The 18,454-nt window shown below is 28.6% G+C and carries 17 protein-coding genes and 2 tRNA genes; 12 read left to right on the top strand and 7 right to left on the bottom strand.

Translation table 11 applies throughout. From position 1 onward, the window contains the following. Positions 1-75 precede the first annotated feature (75 nt). From EJL03_RS11570 to EJL03_RS11560, 3 genes are all read left to right on the top strand, one after another. Positions 76-1,182 (top strand): hypothetical protein, encoded by a 1,107-nt coding sequence (locus EJL03_RS11570; RefSeq protein ID WP_243108709.1) that lies wholly within the window; start codon positions 76-78, stop codon positions 1,180-1,182. A gap of 75 nt (positions 1,183-1,257) precedes the next feature. Continuing rightward, the gene (gene mnmL, locus EJL03_RS11565) at positions 1,258-2,205 is read left to right on the top strand and encodes a tRNA modification radical SAM protein MnmL/YtqA (protein WP_125154128.1); all 948 of its coding nucleotides are present in this window, start codon (positions 1,258-1,260) and stop codon (positions 2,203-2,205) included. Positions 2,206-2,293: 88 nt separating this feature from the next. Then, complete coding sequence (locus EJL03_RS11560; protein ID WP_125154127.1) at positions 2,294-2,998, top strand: 2-phosphosulfolactate phosphatase family protein; 705 nt, start codon at positions 2,294-2,296, stop codon at positions 2,996-2,998. A gap of 48 nt (positions 2,999-3,046) precedes the next feature. Here EJL03_RS11560 and EJL03_RS11555 read toward each other — a convergent pair whose 3' ends face one another. Together EJL03_RS11555 and EJL03_RS11550 are read right to left on the bottom strand one after the other, a co-directional pair. Further along, positions 3,047-3,481 (bottom strand): hypothetical protein, encoded by a 435-nt coding sequence (locus EJL03_RS11555; protein WP_125154126.1) that lies wholly within the window; start codon positions 3,479-3,481, stop codon positions 3,047-3,049. A gap of 107 nt (positions 3,482-3,588) precedes the next feature. After that, on the bottom strand, positions 3,589-4,242 hold the full coding sequence (locus EJL03_RS11550; protein WP_125154125.1) for an HAD family hydrolase: 654 nt from the start codon (positions 4,240-4,242) through the stop codon (positions 3,589-3,591). Positions 4,243-4,487: 245 nt separating this feature from the next. Between EJL03_RS11550 and EJL03_RS11545 the strand changes: the two genes are divergently transcribed. Then, complete coding sequence (locus tag EJL03_RS11545; RefSeq protein ID WP_125154124.1) at positions 4,488-6,485, top strand: penicillin-binding transpeptidase domain-containing protein; 1,998 nt, start codon at positions 4,488-4,490, stop codon at positions 6,483-6,485. 94 nt (positions 6,486-6,579) lie between these two features. On the opposite strand, the gene EJL03_RS11540 is transcribed toward EJL03_RS11545, so the two are convergent. After that, the gene (locus tag EJL03_RS11540) at positions 6,580-7,926 is read right to left on the bottom strand and encodes a [Fe-Fe] hydrogenase large subunit C-terminal domain-containing protein (protein ID WP_125154123.1); all 1,347 of its coding nucleotides are present in this window, start codon (positions 7,924-7,926) and stop codon (positions 6,580-6,582) included. Positions 7,927-8,025: 99 nt separating this feature from the next. After that, positions 8,026-8,101: transfer RNA gene (locus EJL03_RS11535), tRNA-Pro, on the bottom strand. 272 nt (positions 8,102-8,373) lie between these two features. Between EJL03_RS11535 and EJL03_RS11530 the strand changes: the two genes are divergently transcribed. After that, on the top strand, positions 8,374-8,730 hold the full coding sequence (locus tag EJL03_RS11530) for a hypothetical protein (RefSeq protein ID WP_125154122.1): 357 nt from the start codon (positions 8,374-8,376) through the stop codon (positions 8,728-8,730). 96 nt (positions 8,731-8,826) lie between these two features. Here EJL03_RS11530 and EJL03_RS11525 read toward each other — a convergent pair. From EJL03_RS11525 to murC, 3 genes are all read right to left on the bottom strand, one after another. Continuing rightward, positions 8,827-8,902, bottom strand: a tRNA-Pro gene (locus tag EJL03_RS11525). 49 nt (positions 8,903-8,951) lie between these two features. After that, positions 8,952-9,263: a hypothetical protein gene (locus EJL03_RS11520; protein ID WP_125154121.1), complete on the bottom strand. Its 312-nt coding sequence runs from the start codon at positions 9,261-9,263 to the stop codon at positions 8,952-8,954. A 70-nt stretch (positions 9,264-9,333) separates the two neighbouring features. Beyond that, on the bottom strand, positions 9,334-10,710 hold the full coding sequence (gene murC / locus EJL03_RS11515) for a UDP-N-acetylmuramate--L-alanine ligase (RefSeq protein WP_125154242.1): 1,377 nt from the start codon (positions 10,708-10,710) through the stop codon (positions 9,334-9,336). Positions 10,711-10,903: 193 nt separating this feature from the next. Between murC and purR the strand changes: the two genes are divergently transcribed. The 7 genes from purR (at position 10,904) to EJL03_RS11480 (ending at position 18,348) form a co-directional block, all read left to right on the top strand. Then, positions 10,904-11,722 carry a pur operon repressor gene (gene purR / locus EJL03_RS11510; protein WP_125154120.1) on the top strand — a complete coding sequence of 273 codons (819 nt, stop codon included), beginning with the start codon at positions 10,904-10,906 and terminating at the stop codon, positions 11,720-11,722. Between the two features lie 101 nt (positions 11,723-11,823). Beyond that, positions 11,824-12,111 carry a septation regulator SpoVG gene (spoVG, locus tag EJL03_RS11505; protein ID WP_125154119.1) on the top strand — a complete coding sequence of 96 codons (288 nt, stop codon included), beginning with the start codon at positions 11,824-11,826 and terminating at the stop codon, positions 12,109-12,111. Between the two features lie 208 nt (positions 12,112-12,319). Beyond that, positions 12,320-13,690, top strand: coding sequence for a bifunctional UDP-N-acetylglucosamine diphosphorylase/glucosamine-1-phosphate N-acetyltransferase GlmU (gene glmU, locus EJL03_RS11500; RefSeq protein WP_125154118.1), 1,371 nt, complete (start codon positions 12,320-12,322; stop codon positions 13,688-13,690). A gap of 20 nt (positions 13,691-13,710) precedes the next feature. Continuing rightward, positions 13,711-14,670, top strand: coding sequence for a ribose-phosphate diphosphokinase (locus EJL03_RS11495; protein WP_125154117.1), 960 nt, complete (start codon positions 13,711-13,713; stop codon positions 14,668-14,670). A gap of 323 nt (positions 14,671-14,993) precedes the next feature. Then, entirely contained in the window at positions 14,994-15,680 is a 687-nt protein-coding gene (locus EJL03_RS11490; RefSeq protein ID WP_125154241.1) for a response regulator transcription factor, read from the top strand. A gap of 3 nt (positions 15,681-15,683) precedes the next feature. Continuing rightward, positions 15,684-17,090 carry a sensor histidine kinase gene (locus EJL03_RS11485; RefSeq protein WP_125154116.1) on the top strand — a complete coding sequence of 469 codons (1,407 nt, stop codon included), beginning with the start codon at positions 15,684-15,686 and terminating at the stop codon, positions 17,088-17,090. A gap of 91 nt (positions 17,091-17,181) precedes the next feature. After that, positions 17,182-18,348: a S1C family serine protease gene (locus EJL03_RS11480; RefSeq protein WP_125154115.1), complete on the top strand. Its 1,167-nt coding sequence runs from the start codon at positions 17,182-17,184 to the stop codon at positions 18,346-18,348. The last annotated feature ends 106 nt before the right edge of the window (positions 18,349-18,454 follow it).

The following is an 18,454-nucleotide window of genomic DNA, read 5'->3' as shown; positions in this document are numbered from 1 at the left end:
AAAATAATGATTTTACAAATTAAAATTTTGATTTTGAGGCAAAATAAATATAAATAGAGAATGGAGGAGAAGATATTGAAAAGAAAAAAAAGTTTTTTATTATATATTTTAATTGCAATTTTAGTTTTTTCATTTACTGGTTGTAAAAAATCAGAGCAAAAGTTAACCGCTGAAAATGAAATTGAAAAAGGATTTGACATAAAGGCAGCGGAAAATGTAATCACAAGTTATATGCAATATTTAATGCAAGAAGATTATGAAAATGCCAATAAATTATATTCTACTAAATTATCAAAAAATTCTCCTAAGATACAAGAACAACCACTTAAAATAAAAGGTTTTAATATAAGCGAAATAAATGAAGTAGGGAGATCTGGTTTGTTTAAAATAAAGGTGACTAGAGTTAATATGAACCAATCCTTCACTTCTTTAGATGAATACTCAATTAAGGTAGAAAAAGAAGGGGTGGATTACAAATTAAGTGATGTTAATAATGTAGTAGATAGGGAGGCATTCCCAAAAAAGAATCAAATAAGAATGAAGTCTAAAAATAATGCGGATACAAATTTAGTTATAGACACTAATGGAATTCCTAGCTATATATTCTCAAAAGATGATAAAACTAATACAAATAAATTGCCTGTACCTAAAAAAGAGTTTGGAGCTATGATTTTTTCATATAGTGGATATAATCTAGCTATAAGTACTTATAATCAAGATGCTTTTGCTGGAATTGTTAAAATTGATGAAAGTATGGCAGTACAAGGGGAAGATCAAAATGAACAACAGCAACCAAGTGATGGAGGAGGAAGTCAAGATCAAGGGGAAATGAATATAAAAGAAAAACCAGTAGGTAAAGAGATTGTAAGCCTTGATTTAATAAAAAATTCTAAAATAGAATATATGACATTTTCCCAGGATGAAAAATTTATTTTAGTTCAATATAAAAAGAATAATAAAAGTAGATGTATAAGAGTTTATAATACGGAGGGTGGAAATATAATCCCATATGTATTTGAACAAAACTACCCTATAGATAAGGTTGATATAGTATTCTCATCTTTTGATAAAGAAATATTAAATTTTGAGGTTCTCCCTAAAGAAGCATCGGATAAAAGTATTGGTAAATATATAGGTAGATGGCAAATTGATTTAAAGGAGTTTAAAGTTAAAAAAGTATAAAAGTTGAAAGAAAAATGCCCGTAGACTATAATGTTTATGGGTATTTTACTATATAGCAGAAATGGAGTTTTATTTATGGACAAAAAGTGGGGAGATAAAAGATATTATAATTTAAATTATTTTTTAAGAAACAAATTTGGATGTAAGGTATTTAAAATATCATTAGACGCAGGTTTTTCATGTCCAAATAGAGATGGAACTATAAGTAAAGGTGGATGTATATTTTGTAGTGAAAGAGGATCAGGGGATTTTGCAGGAGATAGTAAATTTTCTATTAAAAATCAATTTAATAATATAAAATCCATGATGAATAAAAAGTGGAAGGAAGGTAAATATATAGCATATTTTCAAGCATATACTAACACTTATGCACCTATTACCATACTAAAAAGAAAATATGAAGAAGCGATAAATCAAGAGGACGTGGTTGCTTTAGCAATTGCTACTAGACCAGATTGTCTAGGGGAGGAGGTATTAGATTTATTAGAATATATAAATAAAAAGACTTATTTATGGGTAGAATTGGGATTACAAACAGTGAATGATAAAACAGCTAAAATTATAAATAGGGGATATGACTTAAAGGTTTTTGAGAAAGCATTAAGCGATTTAAGAAATAGAAATATTGATGTAGTAGTTCATAGTATTTTTGGGTTACCTGGAGAAGATAAGAAAGACATGATAAGGACAGTTAAATATTTATCAACTAAGGATATACAAGGAATAAAATTTCATTTATTACATTTAATTAAAGGAACTCCTCTTATGAGTTTGTATGAAAATGGTGAATTAGAGTTTTTAGATCAAAACCAGTATGTTAATATAATATGCGAATCTATAGGAATGATGTCACCTGATATAGTAATTCACAGACTAACAGGAGATGCACCTAGAAATTTATTGGTGGGACCTATGTGGAGTTTAAAGAAATGGGAAATATTAAACTCAATTGATAAAAATCTAAAGGATAAAGATATATTTCAAGGCATGTATTTTAATTTTACAAAAAATACATTAGATTAATATAAGATTTGTATGAAATTTTTTATAGTGTTAAAATAGATTTAAAAATAATAATTAAACTAAAATCCTAAAAAATGGGGGAATAGTTATGAAAATAGATGTAATAATATCAGCAGATGATATTAGAAATGAAAAAGTATTGGATAAATCTGTAGTTGTTATAGATATGTTAAGGGCAACATCTGTAATAGTAACTGCTGTTAATAATGGATGTAAAGGGGTCATACCAGTTATTAAAATAGAGGAAGCTTTAAATATAGCAAATAAAGATAAGGGTAATTGTATTTTAGGCGGAGAAAGGAAAGCTTTAAAAATAGAAGGTTTTGATTTTTCTAATTCTCCAATAGAGTATACAAGTGAACTTGTTAAAGGTAAAACCTTAGTTATGACTACTAGTAATGGCACAAGAGCTATAAGGGGGAGTGTAGGAGCTAGGAATATACTTATAGGGGCTTTAATAAATGCTAAAGCTGTAGCACAAAAATTGTTAAGTTTAAATAATGATATATCAATAGTAAATGCAGGGACTTATGGGCAGTTTTCTATAGATGATTTTATATGTACAGGATATATTATAGATTGTATATTAAGGCAAAAACAACAAATAGATCTTACGGATATAGCTAAAACAGCACATTATATATATAGTGAAAATAAAGATTTGAAATTTATAGAAAATGCCAGCCATTTTAAAAGGATTAAAGAACTGAATTTAGAGGAAGATTTAAAGTATTGTTGTTCAAAGGATATTATAGATATAGTTCCAGAATATAAAAATGGAATTATAAAGTAAAATATTAAATAATATAATAACCTCATGATAATCATGAGGTTAAATTTTTTAAGGCGTTGTTTCATTGAAACTTTCTATATTGGTATTTGGTTTTACATAAATAGCTTTAATCCAACCTTTAGAGTTTATTTGATTAAGAGAAGGTACAGATATTTCATACCACAACTCATTATTTACTTGTGCACTATCTTTAATTTCTATAAATGTGTTTATTCTTAATGTTGATAAAACTATGGCAGTATTTGATGGGTATAAATATAAAGGACATTCATTTAATGTTACACCATTTTTAAGGGATGTATATTTATACTGTATATTTAAAGAATTATAAGTACTTTTTTCATTATTCAACCTGTTTTTTAATGTGTTAAGTTCACGTTTTAATACGATAAACTGTCTTCTTTGATTGGTTATTTTGTTATTAAAATAATAAGAAATGTAAACAGAAACAGAAATTAAAAGTATAAAGAGAAATACAAGCAAGGATAATCTCCTCCAAAATAGTTGTTTATTATTATTGTATTCATAAAAATAAAAAAACTATACATAAATTTAACACATTGATAAATATTTTATCAATGTGTTAAATGTTAAACTGCATTTGTAATTTCATCATATTTAAAAATGTAAAAATCTGATAATTTCATAATATCATCCTTTTGATTATCGGAATATAAATCATGTACTCCAACTACCTTCATTCCCGCTGATTTTGCACCTAATACTGCAGGAAGAATATCTTCAAAGACTATACAATTCTCTGGAGAAACTTTTAGCTTTTTAGCACATAATAAGTATATATCAGGGAAGTTTTTGCCACGTGTTACTTCCTGCGCAGTCGTTATGCAGTCAAAATAATTATATATACCGGTATTTTTTAGAGTAACTTCTAATAAAGAATCACAATTGCTAGTAGCAAGTCCTATTTTTATTTTCCTTTCCTTAAGTATATTTAAAAATTCCTTAACAGCAGGTTTTAACTTAACGTTATTTGCATATTCTTTAAAGGCCATACTATTCCATTCATTTTTTATATCTTTTATACTTTCAGATAGATTAAATCTTTTTTTAAAATATTTTGCTGTGTCGGTAAAATTTAAATATTCGATATCTTTTTTTAAATCACAAGGAGCAATAATATTTCTCTTTTTTAAAAATTCTATATCTACTTTATTCCACACCCACATGGAATCTATTAGTGTACCATCCATATCAAATATAGCAGCTTTTATTCCGTCTAACATAATAATCATTCCTTTCTAATATAAGTTAAAATTATGTAACGATAACATATAGATATATTATCATATTAGGATGTATTTTAGATTATTTAAAATTAATATTTTAAAGTATTATTTTTTAAGGTTAATTTACAAAAATTGCTTTCAAATGTAGTAATAATATATGATAAAATTATTTATATAAAATATTCAATAGTTTTTTATATATTCGATTTAATATTCTTTTAATATATAATAGGGGGTACAATATGAAGAAAAGGTTTCTGTTTAGTATTTGTTTAATTAGTATATTATTGTTTTTAGCTTCTTGTTCAAAAACTAGTAAAATTGAAAAAGCATTTGACGAGTATAAAAATTTTTGGGTGAAGAAAGATTATAAGTCTATGTATAGTATGCTTTCAGAGGAATCTAAAAATAATATAAGTGAACAAAATTTTGTTAATAGGTATAGTAACATATACTCTGGTATGGAAGTAAAAGATTTATCCATAATTAATAATAAGGAAAAATCAGATAAATCTTTAGAGATACCTTTTACACTTACTATGAATACCATTGCAGGGAAGCTAAATATAAAGGGTTATAATGTTAAGCTTGTAAAAGAAAATAAGGATTACAAGGTAAAATGGGATGAATCTTTGATTTTTCCTGAAATGAATGATAAAGATAGCATAAGAGCTGAAAAATATTATGCTAAAAGGGGTAATATATTAGATAGATTTGGAATACCGTTGGCTACTAATGATACAGTAAAAACAGTTGGAATTTATCCTTCAAAGTTTCAAGGAGAGGATGAAAAACTTAAGGTAAATAAGATTGCTTCAATACTTGATATTAGTGAATCATATATTACAGATAAATTAAAAAGAAGTAAAAACCCAGAACACTTTGTGCCTATTGTTGATTTACTTAATACAGACAGGGAGAAAATCAACATGCTTCTACAAATTAAGGGGATTCTTATAAATGATAAAAACTCTAGAGTTTATAATGGGGGGGAAGCGATAGGTAGTCTAATAGGTTATATAGGACCTATTACAAAAGAAGAATTAGAAAAAAATAAAAATAAGGGATATAATTCAAATAGTTTAATTGGGAAAATGGGGTTAGAAAGTGTCTATGAAGAGAGGCTTAAAGGTGAAGACGGTGGTTATATATATATAGAAAGAGGAAATAAAAAAATTGATATAGGTAAAAAAGATGCAGTGAATGGGCAAAACATTAAGTTGTCAATAGATTTAAATTTGCAAAAGAAAATTTATAGTGAAATGGATAGTGAAAAAGGAGCAAGTACTGCTGTAAATCCTAAAACTGGAGAGGTTTTAGCTATGGTAAGTTCACCTTCTTATGATCCTAATATTTTTGTAACATATACATCAAGGACACAGAAAGAAATTTTTCAACAAAGTAACAATTCACAGTTTAATAATAGATTTAACGATGTTTATTCTCCAGGGTCTACTATTAAGTTAATTACAGCTTCAATCGGACTTAATAATGGTTTAATAAATCCCAAAGTCCCTGTGGATATTAAGGGTAAGAGTTGGCAAAAGGATTCATCTTGGGGCGGATATAGTGTTACTAGAGTAAAGGATCATGGAAAGGCAATAACGCTAAAGGAATCAATTAAATACTCTGACAATATATATTTTGCCAAGGTAGCGTTGGATTTAGGTAGTGCTAAATTTATAGAGGGTGTCAATGGTTTTGGCATTGGAGAAAAATTGGATTTTGAATATCCAATAGACCAAACTCAGGTAGCAAATAAAGGTAACATAGATGAGGGTATACTTTTAGCAGATACTGGTTATGGACAGGGTCAAATACTTGTATCACCTCTTCATATAGCATTGGCTTATAGTGCACTAGGTAATGAAGGTAATATAATGAAGCCAAGATTAAATATAACTGAGAATACTGAGGCTAAGTTATGGAAAAAAGCAATCAAAAAGGAGAATGTAAATATATTAATAGATGGATTTTTATCTGTTATAAATGATTCTGATGGAACTGCGTCAGACATTAAAATACCTGGTATAAATATAGCAGGTAAAACTGGTACTGCAGAGATAAAGAAAACTCAAGATGATACATTGGGCACTGAAAATGGTTGGTTTGTAGGAGTGAATACAGACAATTCCAAAATAGCCTTATCCATGATTATAGAAAATGTGAAAGATAGGGGAGGGAGTCATTTTGTAACCCCTAAAGTTAAGAATATAATGGAATATTATCTTAAAAAGTAAGTATAAGTGCTTATAAGGGTTTTGAATAAAAATAAGCAAAGCACTATGATATATTATTATAGTCATAGTGCTTTTGTTATACTAAGTTTATATTTTAAAATTCTCTTTCAAATATATCTATCTTTTCTTTAGAATTAAAGTCGTCTATTGAGTTTATATTAATTTTATGAAGTATTTCTTTCATACAGTTGCTATCCACAGAGACTTTTATATTAGAGTTTTCTGCAAATATATTAACAGCCTTTTTACCAAGGTCTTTGTCTAAGAGGGATTTAGGGCCACCAACACATCCACCAACACATCCCATTCCTTCTATAAAATTAGCTGAAATTTTACCATCCTTGATATTTGTAAGTAGTTCCTTACACTCTTTTACTCCATTTGCTTGTGTAGTTTTTAAAAGTTTGAATTTGTCTGGAAATAATTTTTCAATAGCCTCACTTACGGCTATAGATACTCCACCTGTTCGGGCATATAGTCTTCCGCCTCTAGATGCATATTCAGAGGCCACGTCTTCCTCTAATTCATTAGGATGTATGCTAAATGTATCGAATATATCTTTAACTTCTGTAAATGTTAGTACAAAGTCTATATCACCTATTAAATCCTTTTCTTTAGCTTCTGCTTTTTTAGCAACACAAGGACCAATAAAAACTACTTTACAGTTAGGATCTAGTTCTTTTAAAACTCTTCCTGCGGCTATCATAGGGGATACAGAGGGGGAAACATATTTTACTAAATCATCATAGACTCTTTTTAACATTCCAACCCACATAGGGCAACAACAAGATGTAATCATAAAATCTTTTTCGTTATTTACAAAATGATTATATTCAACTGATTCTTTTAATGTTAACATATCAGCAAAAAAAGCTATTTCTACCATATCGGTAAATCCCAATTTTTTGAATGCTGTTCTTAATTGATTAATAGTGACATGATCCCCAAACTGACCAATTATCGCAGGGGCAACTGCAGCTATAATAGTATTATTACTTTTTAATAGATTAATAAGGGGGATAAATTCTGATTTTTCTAATATTCCGCCATTAGGGCAACTTTCAATACATGTACCACAATCTAAACAGATTTCTTCATTTATATAAATTTTATTATCGTTATCATTTCTTACTAAGGCATTAAAAGGACAAGATTTTTGACAGATGGTTTCTTTTGAATTAGTAGAACAATTAGCTGAACAGTTATGCAATTTAGTTATAATTTTTTTAGCAGATTTATAGTTATCAAGAGCAGTTTTTAGGTCATTTAGGTAATTATCACTAAAGTTAACTTCAACTCCGCAGAGACTGGATATAACTTGGGCCAATTCTTCTTTATTAATATTAGGATCTTGAAGCATAGTATGTATTTTAGAGTCAAAGTCATCATTATAATACCATTTAACTAAATTTTTAAAAAGCTCTCTATATTTTTTGTTCATAGCTTTGTACCTCCATTAATTTTTAAAATGTATAAAATAAATAAAAGTGGATTATGTATACCCACTTTATAGTATGTTAATCTTTATTATTATTTATTCTGGTCGGGGTGACAAGATTTGAACTTGCGGCCTTATGGTCCCGAACCATATGCGCTACCAACTGCGCTACACCCCGATATAGTTATTATATATTTATTTCAATATAAAAACAATATATGAATAATATGTAATTAAATTTAACTGGTGCATGAATACATTTAAAAGTATAGGCAGTATTAATAAATTTTCTAAAAAGTTTATATTAGCTTAACAGTAGATTAACATAACTTTTGTTATTATATTTGTATAAAAAATTGAATGGAGGTACTTTAAAGCAAAAGGCAAGGTTAAAAAGTAAGTTTAAAAAATAAATAGCATTAAAAAGGCTATATTTATGAGGAGGATATTATGAGGAAAAGCAAAATAATTAATATTTCAAAATTAACAGTTATAACATATTTTATGGGAACAGTTATGATAATTTGTGCTATATTTAATGTTTATATGTCATATAGATATGTGTCAAATCTAGTAAAGGGTGGACTTGAAATAAAAAAACAGATATTAGACATTATTAATTATTATTTATCAGGGGTAACACCTTATTTGTTTTATAGTACATGTTTAATTGCATTAGGTTATATTCTTAATAATTCTGTTGATGTAGTGAATAAAGAGAGGATAAATAAAGTGGAGGAGTCTTTTAATAACAAACTAATAGAAGAAGAATTGGATATATATTTAGAAGAATTAGGCAAAAATTAAATTGTTTTTGCCTTTATAAAAGTCATAACAAGAGTTATGGCTTTTATAAATTTAAATACAATAAAAAAACAATTTACTTATATAAGTAAATTGTTTTGGTCGGGGTGACAGGGATTGAACCTGCGACCTCATGGTCCCAAACCACGCGCGCTCCCATCTGCGCCACACCCCGAAGGACAAATATTATTATAATTTATCCTAGTAGAAAAAGCAATAGTAAATTAAGCTTTATCTTTATCGCCTTTACCTCTAGTTGGAACAGTGGACATAATAAATCCAACTAATATAGAAACTAAGGCAGGTGCTATTATGTTTATATAAGGAACTAAACTAGTTTTATATAATATAAGAGCTGTAAGACCAGTAATAGCAACTGTAATTATAAATACATATATTATAAATTTTGACATTGAACTAAACATTTTTTCATAAAGTTTGTGACGAGTAGGACCACTTATTATGTTTCTAAATAAAAAATATGATATAAATATTAAAACTAAGTTTGCTAGTGATGATATTAAGAAGTTCTTCAAGTTAAAACACCTCCTATTTATATAACTTAGTGTTACCATAATAGAGGTGTTTTACACAAATACTATAAAATTATTTTCTTAAAAACATTTCCCCGATTTTATATACATCTCCGGCGCCTACTGTAAGAAGAACATCACCGCTAGACATATTTTCTTCTATATAATCAACTATGTCTTCAAAGCTATGGATATTTAAACACTTTATATTATATTTTCTTATTTTATCACCTAAAGAAGTTGAACTAACAACGCCTGTATCTTTTTCTCTGGCAGCATATATATCTGCTAAAATTAATTCATCTATACCATGAAAGCACTGAGTAAATTCATTAAAAAGGCTAATAGTTCTGGAATAAGTATGGGGCTGAAAAACACAAAATATTTTTTTGTGTGGATAGTTTTGAACTGCATTTAAGGTAGCTTCGATTTCAGTTGGATGATGAGCATAATCATCTATAACGGTGACACCGTTTTTTACTCCTTTAAGTTCAAATCTTCTATGTGTACCATAAAAGCTTTCAAGTCCCTCAATAATAAATTCAGAACTTACATTTAATATTAGTGATGTACATATACTAGCTAAAGAATTTAGTATATTATGTGTCCCAGGAACATTTAAGTTTACTGAGAAAAGCTTATTACTATTTCTTAATACATCAAAAGATGCACAACCTTTATCATTAAATTTTATATTGGTAGCTTTAATATCTCCTTTATTTATTCCATAGGTAAGTACATTACATTTGGCTGAATCTATAACTTTACCCATTTTTTCATCATCAAGATTAGCAACTAGATAACCATGCTCTGGGATAAGCTGAACAAATTTTGAAAATGTGTTTTGTATATCTTCTATGTCCTTATAGTAGTCTAAGTGATCTGCATCTATATTTAATATAACTCCAATATAAGGGAAAAATTTAAGAAAAGAAGCCTTATATTCACAAGCCTCTGTTATAAAATATTCACTTTGACCTGTTCTAACATTGCCATCTATAATATCTAGCTGTCCTCCTACTAATATTGTAGGATCTAAGTCTGATTTTATGCTTATATGTGACATCATTGATGTAGTAGTTGTCTTTCCGTGAGTTCCTGATATAGCAATATTAAATTTATGACCTTTCATTAATTGACCTAAAAACTCTGCTCTATCCATGGTAGGTATTTTAGAGTCTAAAGCTTTTATTAATTCAGGATTATCTTTTGATATAGCCGCAGTATAAACAACCAATGATGGGTCTTTTATGTTATTTTTATTATGACCTATAAAAATTTCAGCGCCCATTTTAGTAAGTTTATTAGTGGTATTAGACTCATTCATATCTGAGCCACTAACTTTATAACCTTTTTCTAAGAGTATTTCAGCTAATCCACTCATACTTATTCCGCCAATACCGATAAAATGTATGGGTTTATTTTTATCTTTTATAAAATCAAGTAACAACATTATCAACTCCTTATAAATTAGCTCCATTTAATAATTATATACAAAAGTCAGGTAAAAAAACACAGAAAATATTATTTATATTATATTTATACTACTAAGTATTGATTATATTAATGTTTTAGAATAGAATATGAATAATAAGATGTTTTTTTGATAAAATAATTCGTAATTTATATAGATAGGTGATGAAATGGAAAAGTTTACAAGAAATCAAAGAGTATCAGCAATAACAAAAATGTTAATAGAAAATCCTAATAAGGTTATAAACCTTAATAGATTTACAGAAAAATTCAATGCGGCTAAATCCACCATAAGTGAAGATTTAATTCCAATAAAGGATATGCTTAATAAATTATCTATGGGGAAAATTGAAACTATTTCTGGAGCTGCAGGTGGGATAAAATACGTTTGTGGTATTTCTAACGAAGAAAGAATAAAATTTACCGAAGAATTATGTATTATTTTAAAAGATAGAGAAAGAATAATACCAGGAAACTTTCTCTACGTTACGGATTTAATGTTTAATCCGGATATAATACACAAAGCAGGAACTATATTAGCATCTTCCTTTAATAAAGTACATGTAGATTATGTTATAACAGTTGAAACTAAAGGTATACCTTTAGCTTATGAAGTAGCTAGAATGCTTGGAGTACAACTTGTAGTGGTTAGAAGAGAAAGCAAGGTTACAGAGGGTCCGACAGTTAGCATTAATTATGTATCAGGTTCTACAAATAGAATACAGAATATGACTCTTCCAAAAAGAGCTATTAAAAGTGGTAGTAATTGTGTTTTTATAGATGATTTTATGAAGGCTGGAGGTACTGCTTTTGGCATAATAGATCTTTTAAAGGAATTTAATAGTACACTTGTAGGTATGGGTGTATTAGTTGATAACACAGAAATTAAAAAGAAGTTGGTCAATGATTATGTATCTATAGTAGAGTTTAATGGATTGGATGATAATAACAATGCGATTTTAAATCCTTCTGAAAGACTCAAATTATAAAATTTTCTAAAAATTTTACGATTTTTTTAAAAGTTTAGAAGGAAAATTACAAAGCGTAGAGAATATTAATATGTACAGAAGCATCTTGGAGGTGGATTTATATGGAAATTACAGATGTAAGAGTTAGAAAGATTGCCGCTGAAGGAAAGATGAAAGCCATTGTTTCTGTAACCTTTGATAATGAATTTGTTGTTCATGATATAAAGGTTATAGAAGGACAAAATGGTCTTTTTATAGCGATGCCAAGTAGAAAAACTCCTGATGGAGAATTTAAGGACATAGCTCATCCTATTAATACTCAAACAAGGGAAAAGATACAAAAGGCTATATTAGATGAATATGAAAAAGTAAAAGATGAAGTAGTTACAGATGAAACTTCAGAGCAATAAAATGAAGTAGGGATACTTCACAGTTTTAAAAAATCCTTCACTTATGTGAGGGTTTTTTCTTTGGATAAAAGAAAGTTTATTGTGATGAATTTTCTGAAAATTAGGCTTTAGGTTGAAAATATAATATATATAAAATATAATAGTATAGGATGATTTTTAAATCAAAAAGCAGAATTATGTAAATATGTACCCATAAAGAGGTGGTTAAATGTATAATTGTGCTGTAATATTGGCAGCAGGAAAAGGAAAAAGAATGAAATCTGTTATACCGAAGGTACTACACAAAGTATGCGGTAAAGAGATGGTTAATCATGTTATAGACACGTTAAGAGAAGGCGGCGTTGAAGATATAAACATAATAATAGGAACAGGAGCTGAAAAGGTAAAGGTAAATACTAGCTCAAAAAATGTTTCTTACTCACTTCAAGATACACAATTAGGTACAGGGCATGCAGTTAAATGTGCTAAAGAATTTTTAAAAAGTAAAAAAGGTACAGTTGCTATATTTAATGGAGATGCACCTTTAATAACAGCAGATATAGTAAAAAAGTTAATAGCTTTTCATGAAGATAATAATTTCACTGCAACTATTCTCACTTCAATAGTAGAAAATCCCTATGGATATGGCAGAATAATAAGAGAATGTAATGGAGAAGTAAAAAAAATTGTAGAGCATAAAGATTGCTCAAAAGATGAATTAGAGGTTAGAGAATTAAATGCAGGTATGTACTGTTTCGATGTAGAAGCTCTTTTAGTTGCTTTAGAAAAATTATCTAACAATAATTGTCAAGGTGAGTATTATTTAACAGATGTCATAGAGATATTAAAAAATGATGGTAAAAAAATTGGAGCTATACCAGTAGAATTTGAAGAAACTATGGGAATAAATTCTAGAGTTCAACTTGCAGAGGTTGAGAAAATAATGAGAAAAAGAATAAATTTAAAACATATGGAAAATGGAGTAACATTGATAGATCCTGACAGTACTTACATAGATTCAGATGTTGTTATAGGAAATGATACCATAATATATCCTAATAATGTAATTGAAGGGAAGAGTGTTATTGGGGAAGGCTGTGTTTTATATCCAAGCTCTAGGATAAAGGATAGTATTATTGCCAAAAATGTAATTGTACAAAACTCTGTTATTTTAGAAAGTAATATAGGTGAAAATACAACAGTAGGCCCTTTTGCATACATAAGACCAGAGAGCAATATAGGTAAACATGTTAGAATAGGAGATTTTGTAGAAGTTAAAAAATCTACTATTAAAGATAATACTAAGGTATCACATTTAACATATATAGGGGATGCAGAAGTAGGAGAAAAATGCAACTTTGGTTGTGGTACTGTAGTTGTTAATTATGATGGCAAGACAAAAAATAAAACAATTATAGGGGATAATGTGTTTATAGGTTGCAATGCAAACTTAGTTTCGCCTATAAAAATAAATGACAATTCATATATAGCTGCAGGATCAACTATTACTAAAGAGGTTCCTGAAGAGGCTTTAGCGATTGCAAGAACAAAGCAGATAAACAAAGAAGGCTGGGTTACAAAAAAAGGACTGAATAAATAATTCTAAGGGAGGTTCATTTAATGATAAGCCATGGCAAGAGTATAAAAATTTTCACAGGGAATGCACACCCTAAACTAGCAGAAGATATTGCAGATATATTAGGTGTTCCATTAGGAGATGCAAAAGTAGGAACATTTAGTGATGGAGAAATATGTGTAGATATTAATGAAACAGTAAGAGGAATTGATGCTTTTATAATCCAATCTACTAATGATCCAGTAAATGATAACTTAATGGAGTTACTTATAATGATTGATGCATTTAAAAGAGCATCAGCAGGAAGAATAACAGCTGTAATACCATATTATGGATATGCAAGACAGGATAGAAAAGCAAAAGCAAGAGATCCAATAACTTCAAAACTTGTGGCAGATCTTTTAACAGCCGCAGGTGCAGATAGGGTGTTAACTATGGATTTACATGCAGCACAGATTCAAGGATATTTTGATATCCCTGTGGATCATCTTTTAGGAGTTCCTATTTTAGGAAAGTATTTTGCTCAGAATGGATTTGATCAAAGGGATGATGTGGTAGTAGTTTCTCCAGACCTTGGAAGTGTTACAAGGGCTAGAAAGTTTGCAGATAGAATTCATGCACCAATAGCTATAATAGATAAAAGAAGACCAAGACCAAACGTATCAGAGATAATGCATATAATAGGCGATATTAAGGATAAAACTTGCATATTAGTTGATGATATGATAGACACAGCTGGAACAATAACAAATGGAGCAAATGCATTGGTGAAAATGGGAGCAAAAGAAGTTTATGCTTGTTGTACTCATGCTGTATTATCAGGTCCTGCAATTGAAAGAATAAATGAATCAGTAATAAAAGAATTAATAATGTTAAATACTATAGATTTACCAGAAAATAAGAAGAGTGAAAAGTTTAAAATGTTATCAGTGGCTCCTGTATTTGCAGAAGCTATAAGAAGAATATATGAAGAAATTTCAGTAAGTAAATTATTTGAAGATTAATAAATAAAGCTATGTAAACTTGAAAGTTTTACATAGCTTTTCTTTATAGTTATGAAATTAATTAAATATAGTGTGGTTTTAAAATTAATTAGGTTTAAAAATAATTTATTGAGCAAAATATTATTTAGAGTAGTTTTTAGTTAAATCATAGTTTAAAGGTATAATAAAGTTCATTATAAAATAAATTTTTTAATATAAATATTTACTATTTAACTAGTAAATATTTTGTAACATTTTAAGAATATACTATTATATATAAATGCTATATGATAAATTTAAATTGTATAGTGTTTCACAATAATACTAGGAGGAAAGATGGAATGATGGAAGGGAAAATAGGTAAAATTTTAATAGTTGATGATGATCTAAATATATGTGAAGTAATAAAAATGTATTTAGATAGTGCTGGATATGATACTAGAGTGAGTAATGATGGTAAAGAAGCGCAGGAGGCTTTTGAGGAATATAAGCCTGACTTAGTGCTATTAGACATAATGCTACCACATATGGATGGTATAGATGTATTAAAATGGATTAGAAAGGATTCACATTGCCCAGTTATAATGCTAACTGCAAAGGGAGAAACTTTTGATAAAGTGTTAGGATTGGAATTAGGAGCAGATGATTATATGGTTAAACCTTTTGAACCAAAGGAATTAGTAGCTAGGGTTAAAGCGGTACTTAGAAGATATAATTCTGATGGGGAAGATAGAGAAGTTTTAAAATTTGAAGATCTTGTAATAGATATTAATTCTTATACAGTAATATACAAAGATGAAGAAATAAAAATGCCACCAAAGGAATTTGAGCTTCTTTATTATTTAGCCAATAATAAAAATAGGGTATTTACAAGGGAGCAATTACTTTGTGAGGTGTGGGGATATGATTATCCAGGTGATTCAAGAACCGTTGATGTTCATATAAAAAGATTGAGAGAGAAGTTATCAGGTGGTGTTAACTGGCAGATAGAGACTGTATGGGGAGTTGGTTATAAATTTGAGGTGAAATAACTTATGAAAAAGGGATTATTTTCAAAAATGGTAGCAACTTTTACAGCAATAATTGCAATAAGTTTTGTTGTAACTGCTACTTTTTTATCCTACTGGTTCGAAAGCTATTATTTTGAACAAAGAAAAAGTCAATTAATTAGTGAAGGACAATATATAGGAGTAGGAGCAGTAAAATATTTAGAGGGAAATTTATCAAGTGAGAGAATTGGTGAACTTTTATATAGTATAGGAAATTATTTATCTAGTAATATTTGGTTGACGGATAATTATGGAATAGTTTATTCTGTGTCTAATAGTAAGTATAGTAATTTAATAGGGAAACAGGTTTTGACAGATGAATTAGAGGAGCTAAGATTTGGAAATGATATAGAGAAAAGAGGATCATATTCTAATATATTTACAGCACCAGTTCATACATTTATAATTCCAGTTTTTCATAATGATACTTTTAAAGGGGCAGTTATAATGCACACTTCCCTTGATGAAATAAGAGGACCTTTAAATAAAGTTTATCAAATTATTTGGTTATCAGCTATATTGGCTATTATAGGATCCTGTTTTATCATATATTATTTTTCTCAGAGAATAATTATAAAACCCTTAGGTAAAATTAATTATGTAGCAGATAAGATATCAAAAGGAGAGGTGGACAAAAGAGTTCATATTAGGGCAGAAGATGAGATAGGAGAACTTGCTAATTCTTTTAATTTAATGGCGGAATCTTTAGAAAAAATAGAGGTTAATAGAAGACAATTTATTTCTAATGTATCTCATGAGATTCGTTCACCGCTTACCTCTATAAAAGGGTTTATAGGCGGAATAATAGATGGAGTAATACCAGAGGAGAAGGTAAATTATTATTTAACATTAGCCTATGATGAAATTCAAAGACTTACTAGATTAGTAAATGATTTATTGGATTTATCTTCCATTGAAGCAGGACAATTGAAATTAAATATTGAGGAAGTAAATGTAAATGAAATTATTAGATTGGCTGTTATAAGGTTTGAAACTAAAATTAAAAATAATAAAATCAATGTGGAAGTAACTTTACAGGATGATGACTTATATGTAGTAGCTGATAAAGATAGATTAACCCAAGTTGTTACTAATCTTATTGATAATGCATTAAAGTATGGAGAAGATGGTGGCAAGATAGAAATAAATACTAAAGTTAAAGGAAATAAAGTTTATGTTTCTGTTTTTAATACAGGTAAAAAAATAAAGGAAGAGGATTTAAAAAATATATGGTCTAGATTTTATAAAGCTGATAAAGCAAGATCTTCTAAGATTAGTACGGGATTAGGACTATCGATTGTAAGAAGTATATTGACTCAATTAGGAGAGGATATATGGGCTGAAAATAGAGATGATGGAGTAGAATTTACTTTTACGTTAAAAAAAATATAAAAATTCTATAATGAATTTCTTACAGTTTGTTCATAGTTATGTAAAATAAGTAGCATATAATTTTACTATAGGTTTTGGAGGTGTTATCATTATGGATGATTATAAATTTAATGAAGTAAAGGATGTAAAGTGGCAAAGTATAGGTTCTGAAGATGGTAATATAAAATTTAAAAAAAACAAACGGGGATATAGATTTAGAAATTTTTTGAAACTAATAATTATAATAGTTATAGCAGCTATTTCTGGTGCTGCAACTAGTGCATATATTATTAATAAAAAGTATTCAGGAAAAAATGAGTATTTCTATAAAAATCAGTTATCTAACAATAAAAGTACCGCAGAAACACCTAAAAATGCTGTCAATAAAGTAGCAGAGGCTGTAGGACCTGCAGTAGTTGGTATTAATAATAAAGGAGAAACCTTTTGGGGGTCAACTACCCAAAGTTCAGGATCAGGGATAATTTTTGATCCCAATGGTTATATTGTTACAAATAATCATGTTATTGAAGGGGCTTCAAAAGTTACAGTAAAATTATCTAATGGTAAAGTACTTGAAGCTAAATTAATAGGGGCAGATAAAAGATCAGATTTAGCAGTTATAAAAATAGAAGCTAATAATTTGCCAACGGCTAAGTTTGGGGATTCATCCCAAGTTAAAGTTGGAGATTTAGCTATAGCTATTGGAAATCCATTAGGAGAAGAATTTGCAGGGACAGTTACATCAGGAATTGTAAGTGCATTAAATAGAACAATGCAATATGAGGGTGCGGTGTATAAAGTTTTGCAGACAGATGCTGCTATAAATCCAGGAAATAGTGGAGGAGCATTATGCAATGAAAATGGTGAAGTAATCGGGATAAATAGTTTAAAGCTTGGAGCAAATGTAAATGCTGAGGGAATGGGGTTTGCAATAGCGATAAATGAAGCTAAAGGTATAGTGAATTCCTTGATGAATTATGGTAAAGTTAAAAGGCCAGCATTAGGAGTATTAGGCAAATCAGTGAGCTCAAAGGATGGTAAAATTCAAGGATTTTATGTAAATGAGGTAGTTCAGGGATCAGGAGCAGCTGCAGCAGGGGTTAAACCTACAGATGTAATTATTGAATTAGATAAGACTAAAGTTAAGAGTTATGAAGATTTGTCAGAAGTATTGGATAAACATAAAATAGGAGATTCTGTAAAATGTACTATATGGAGAAATGGTTCTAATATAGATGTAAATATAATACTATCAGAAATGAAAGATTCTAAAAGTTAAGTGTTATATAAAAAGTAATTACTTGGATATAATAATAAAGAGACTGTACACGTCTCTTTATTATTTGTATATTTTAGTATAATATAATAAGTATTATACTAAATTT

It is taken from the genome of Clostridium rectalis (genome assembly GCF_900626095.1).
Taxonomy (GTDB): Bacteria; Bacillota; Clostridia; order Clostridiales; family Clostridiaceae; genus Clostridium_AS; species Clostridium_AS rectalis.
Note: the sequence above shows the minus strand (reverse complement) of the source record. Positions and strands in the feature narration are given on the sequence as shown.

Excerpts from the sequence above, each read along its gene's own strand:
- EJL03_RS11485 (WP_125154116.1), top strand. The coding sequence starts at position 15,684 with ATGAAAAAGGGATTATTTTCAAAAATGGTAGCAACTTTTACAGCAATA.
- EJL03_RS11560 (WP_125154127.1), top strand. The coding sequence starts at position 2,294 with ATGAAAATAGATGTAATAATATCAGCAGATGATATTAGAAATGAAAAA.
- EJL03_RS11545 (WP_125154124.1), top strand. The coding sequence starts at position 4,488 with ATGAAGAAAAGGTTTCTGTTTAGTATTTGTTTAATTAGTATATTATTG.
- purR (WP_125154120.1), top strand. The coding sequence starts at position 10,904 with ATGGAAAAGTTTACAAGAAATCAAAGAGTATCAGCAATAACAAAAATG.
- spoVG (WP_125154119.1), top strand. The coding sequence starts at position 11,824 with ATGGAAATTACAGATGTAAGAGTTAGAAAGATTGCCGCTGAAGGAAAG.
- EJL03_RS11480 (WP_125154115.1), top strand. The coding sequence starts at position 17,182 with ATGGATGATTATAAATTTAATGAAGTAAAGGATGTAAAGTGGCAAAGT.
- EJL03_RS11530 (WP_125154122.1), top strand. The coding sequence starts at position 8,374 with ATGAGGAAAAGCAAAATAATTAATATTTCAAAATTAACAGTTATAACA.
- EJL03_RS11550 (WP_125154125.1), bottom strand. The coding sequence starts at position 4,242 with ATGTTAGACGGAATAAAAGCTGCTATATTTGATATGGATGGTACACTA.
- glmU (WP_125154118.1), top strand. The coding sequence starts at position 12,320 with ATGTATAATTGTGCTGTAATATTGGCAGCAGGAAAAGGAAAAAGAATG.
- EJL03_RS11490 (WP_125154241.1), top strand. The coding sequence starts at position 14,994 with ATGGAAGGGAAAATAGGTAAAATTTTAATAGTTGATGATGATCTAAAT.
- EJL03_RS11540 (WP_125154123.1), bottom strand. The coding sequence starts at position 7,926 with ATGAACAAAAAATATAGAGAGCTTTTTAAAAATTTAGTTAAATGGTAT.
- mnmL (WP_125154128.1), top strand. The coding sequence starts at position 1,258 with ATGGACAAAAAGTGGGGAGATAAAAGATATTATAATTTAAATTATTTT.
- EJL03_RS11495 (WP_125154117.1), top strand. The coding sequence starts at position 13,711 with ATGATAAGCCATGGCAAGAGTATAAAAATTTTCACAGGGAATGCACAC.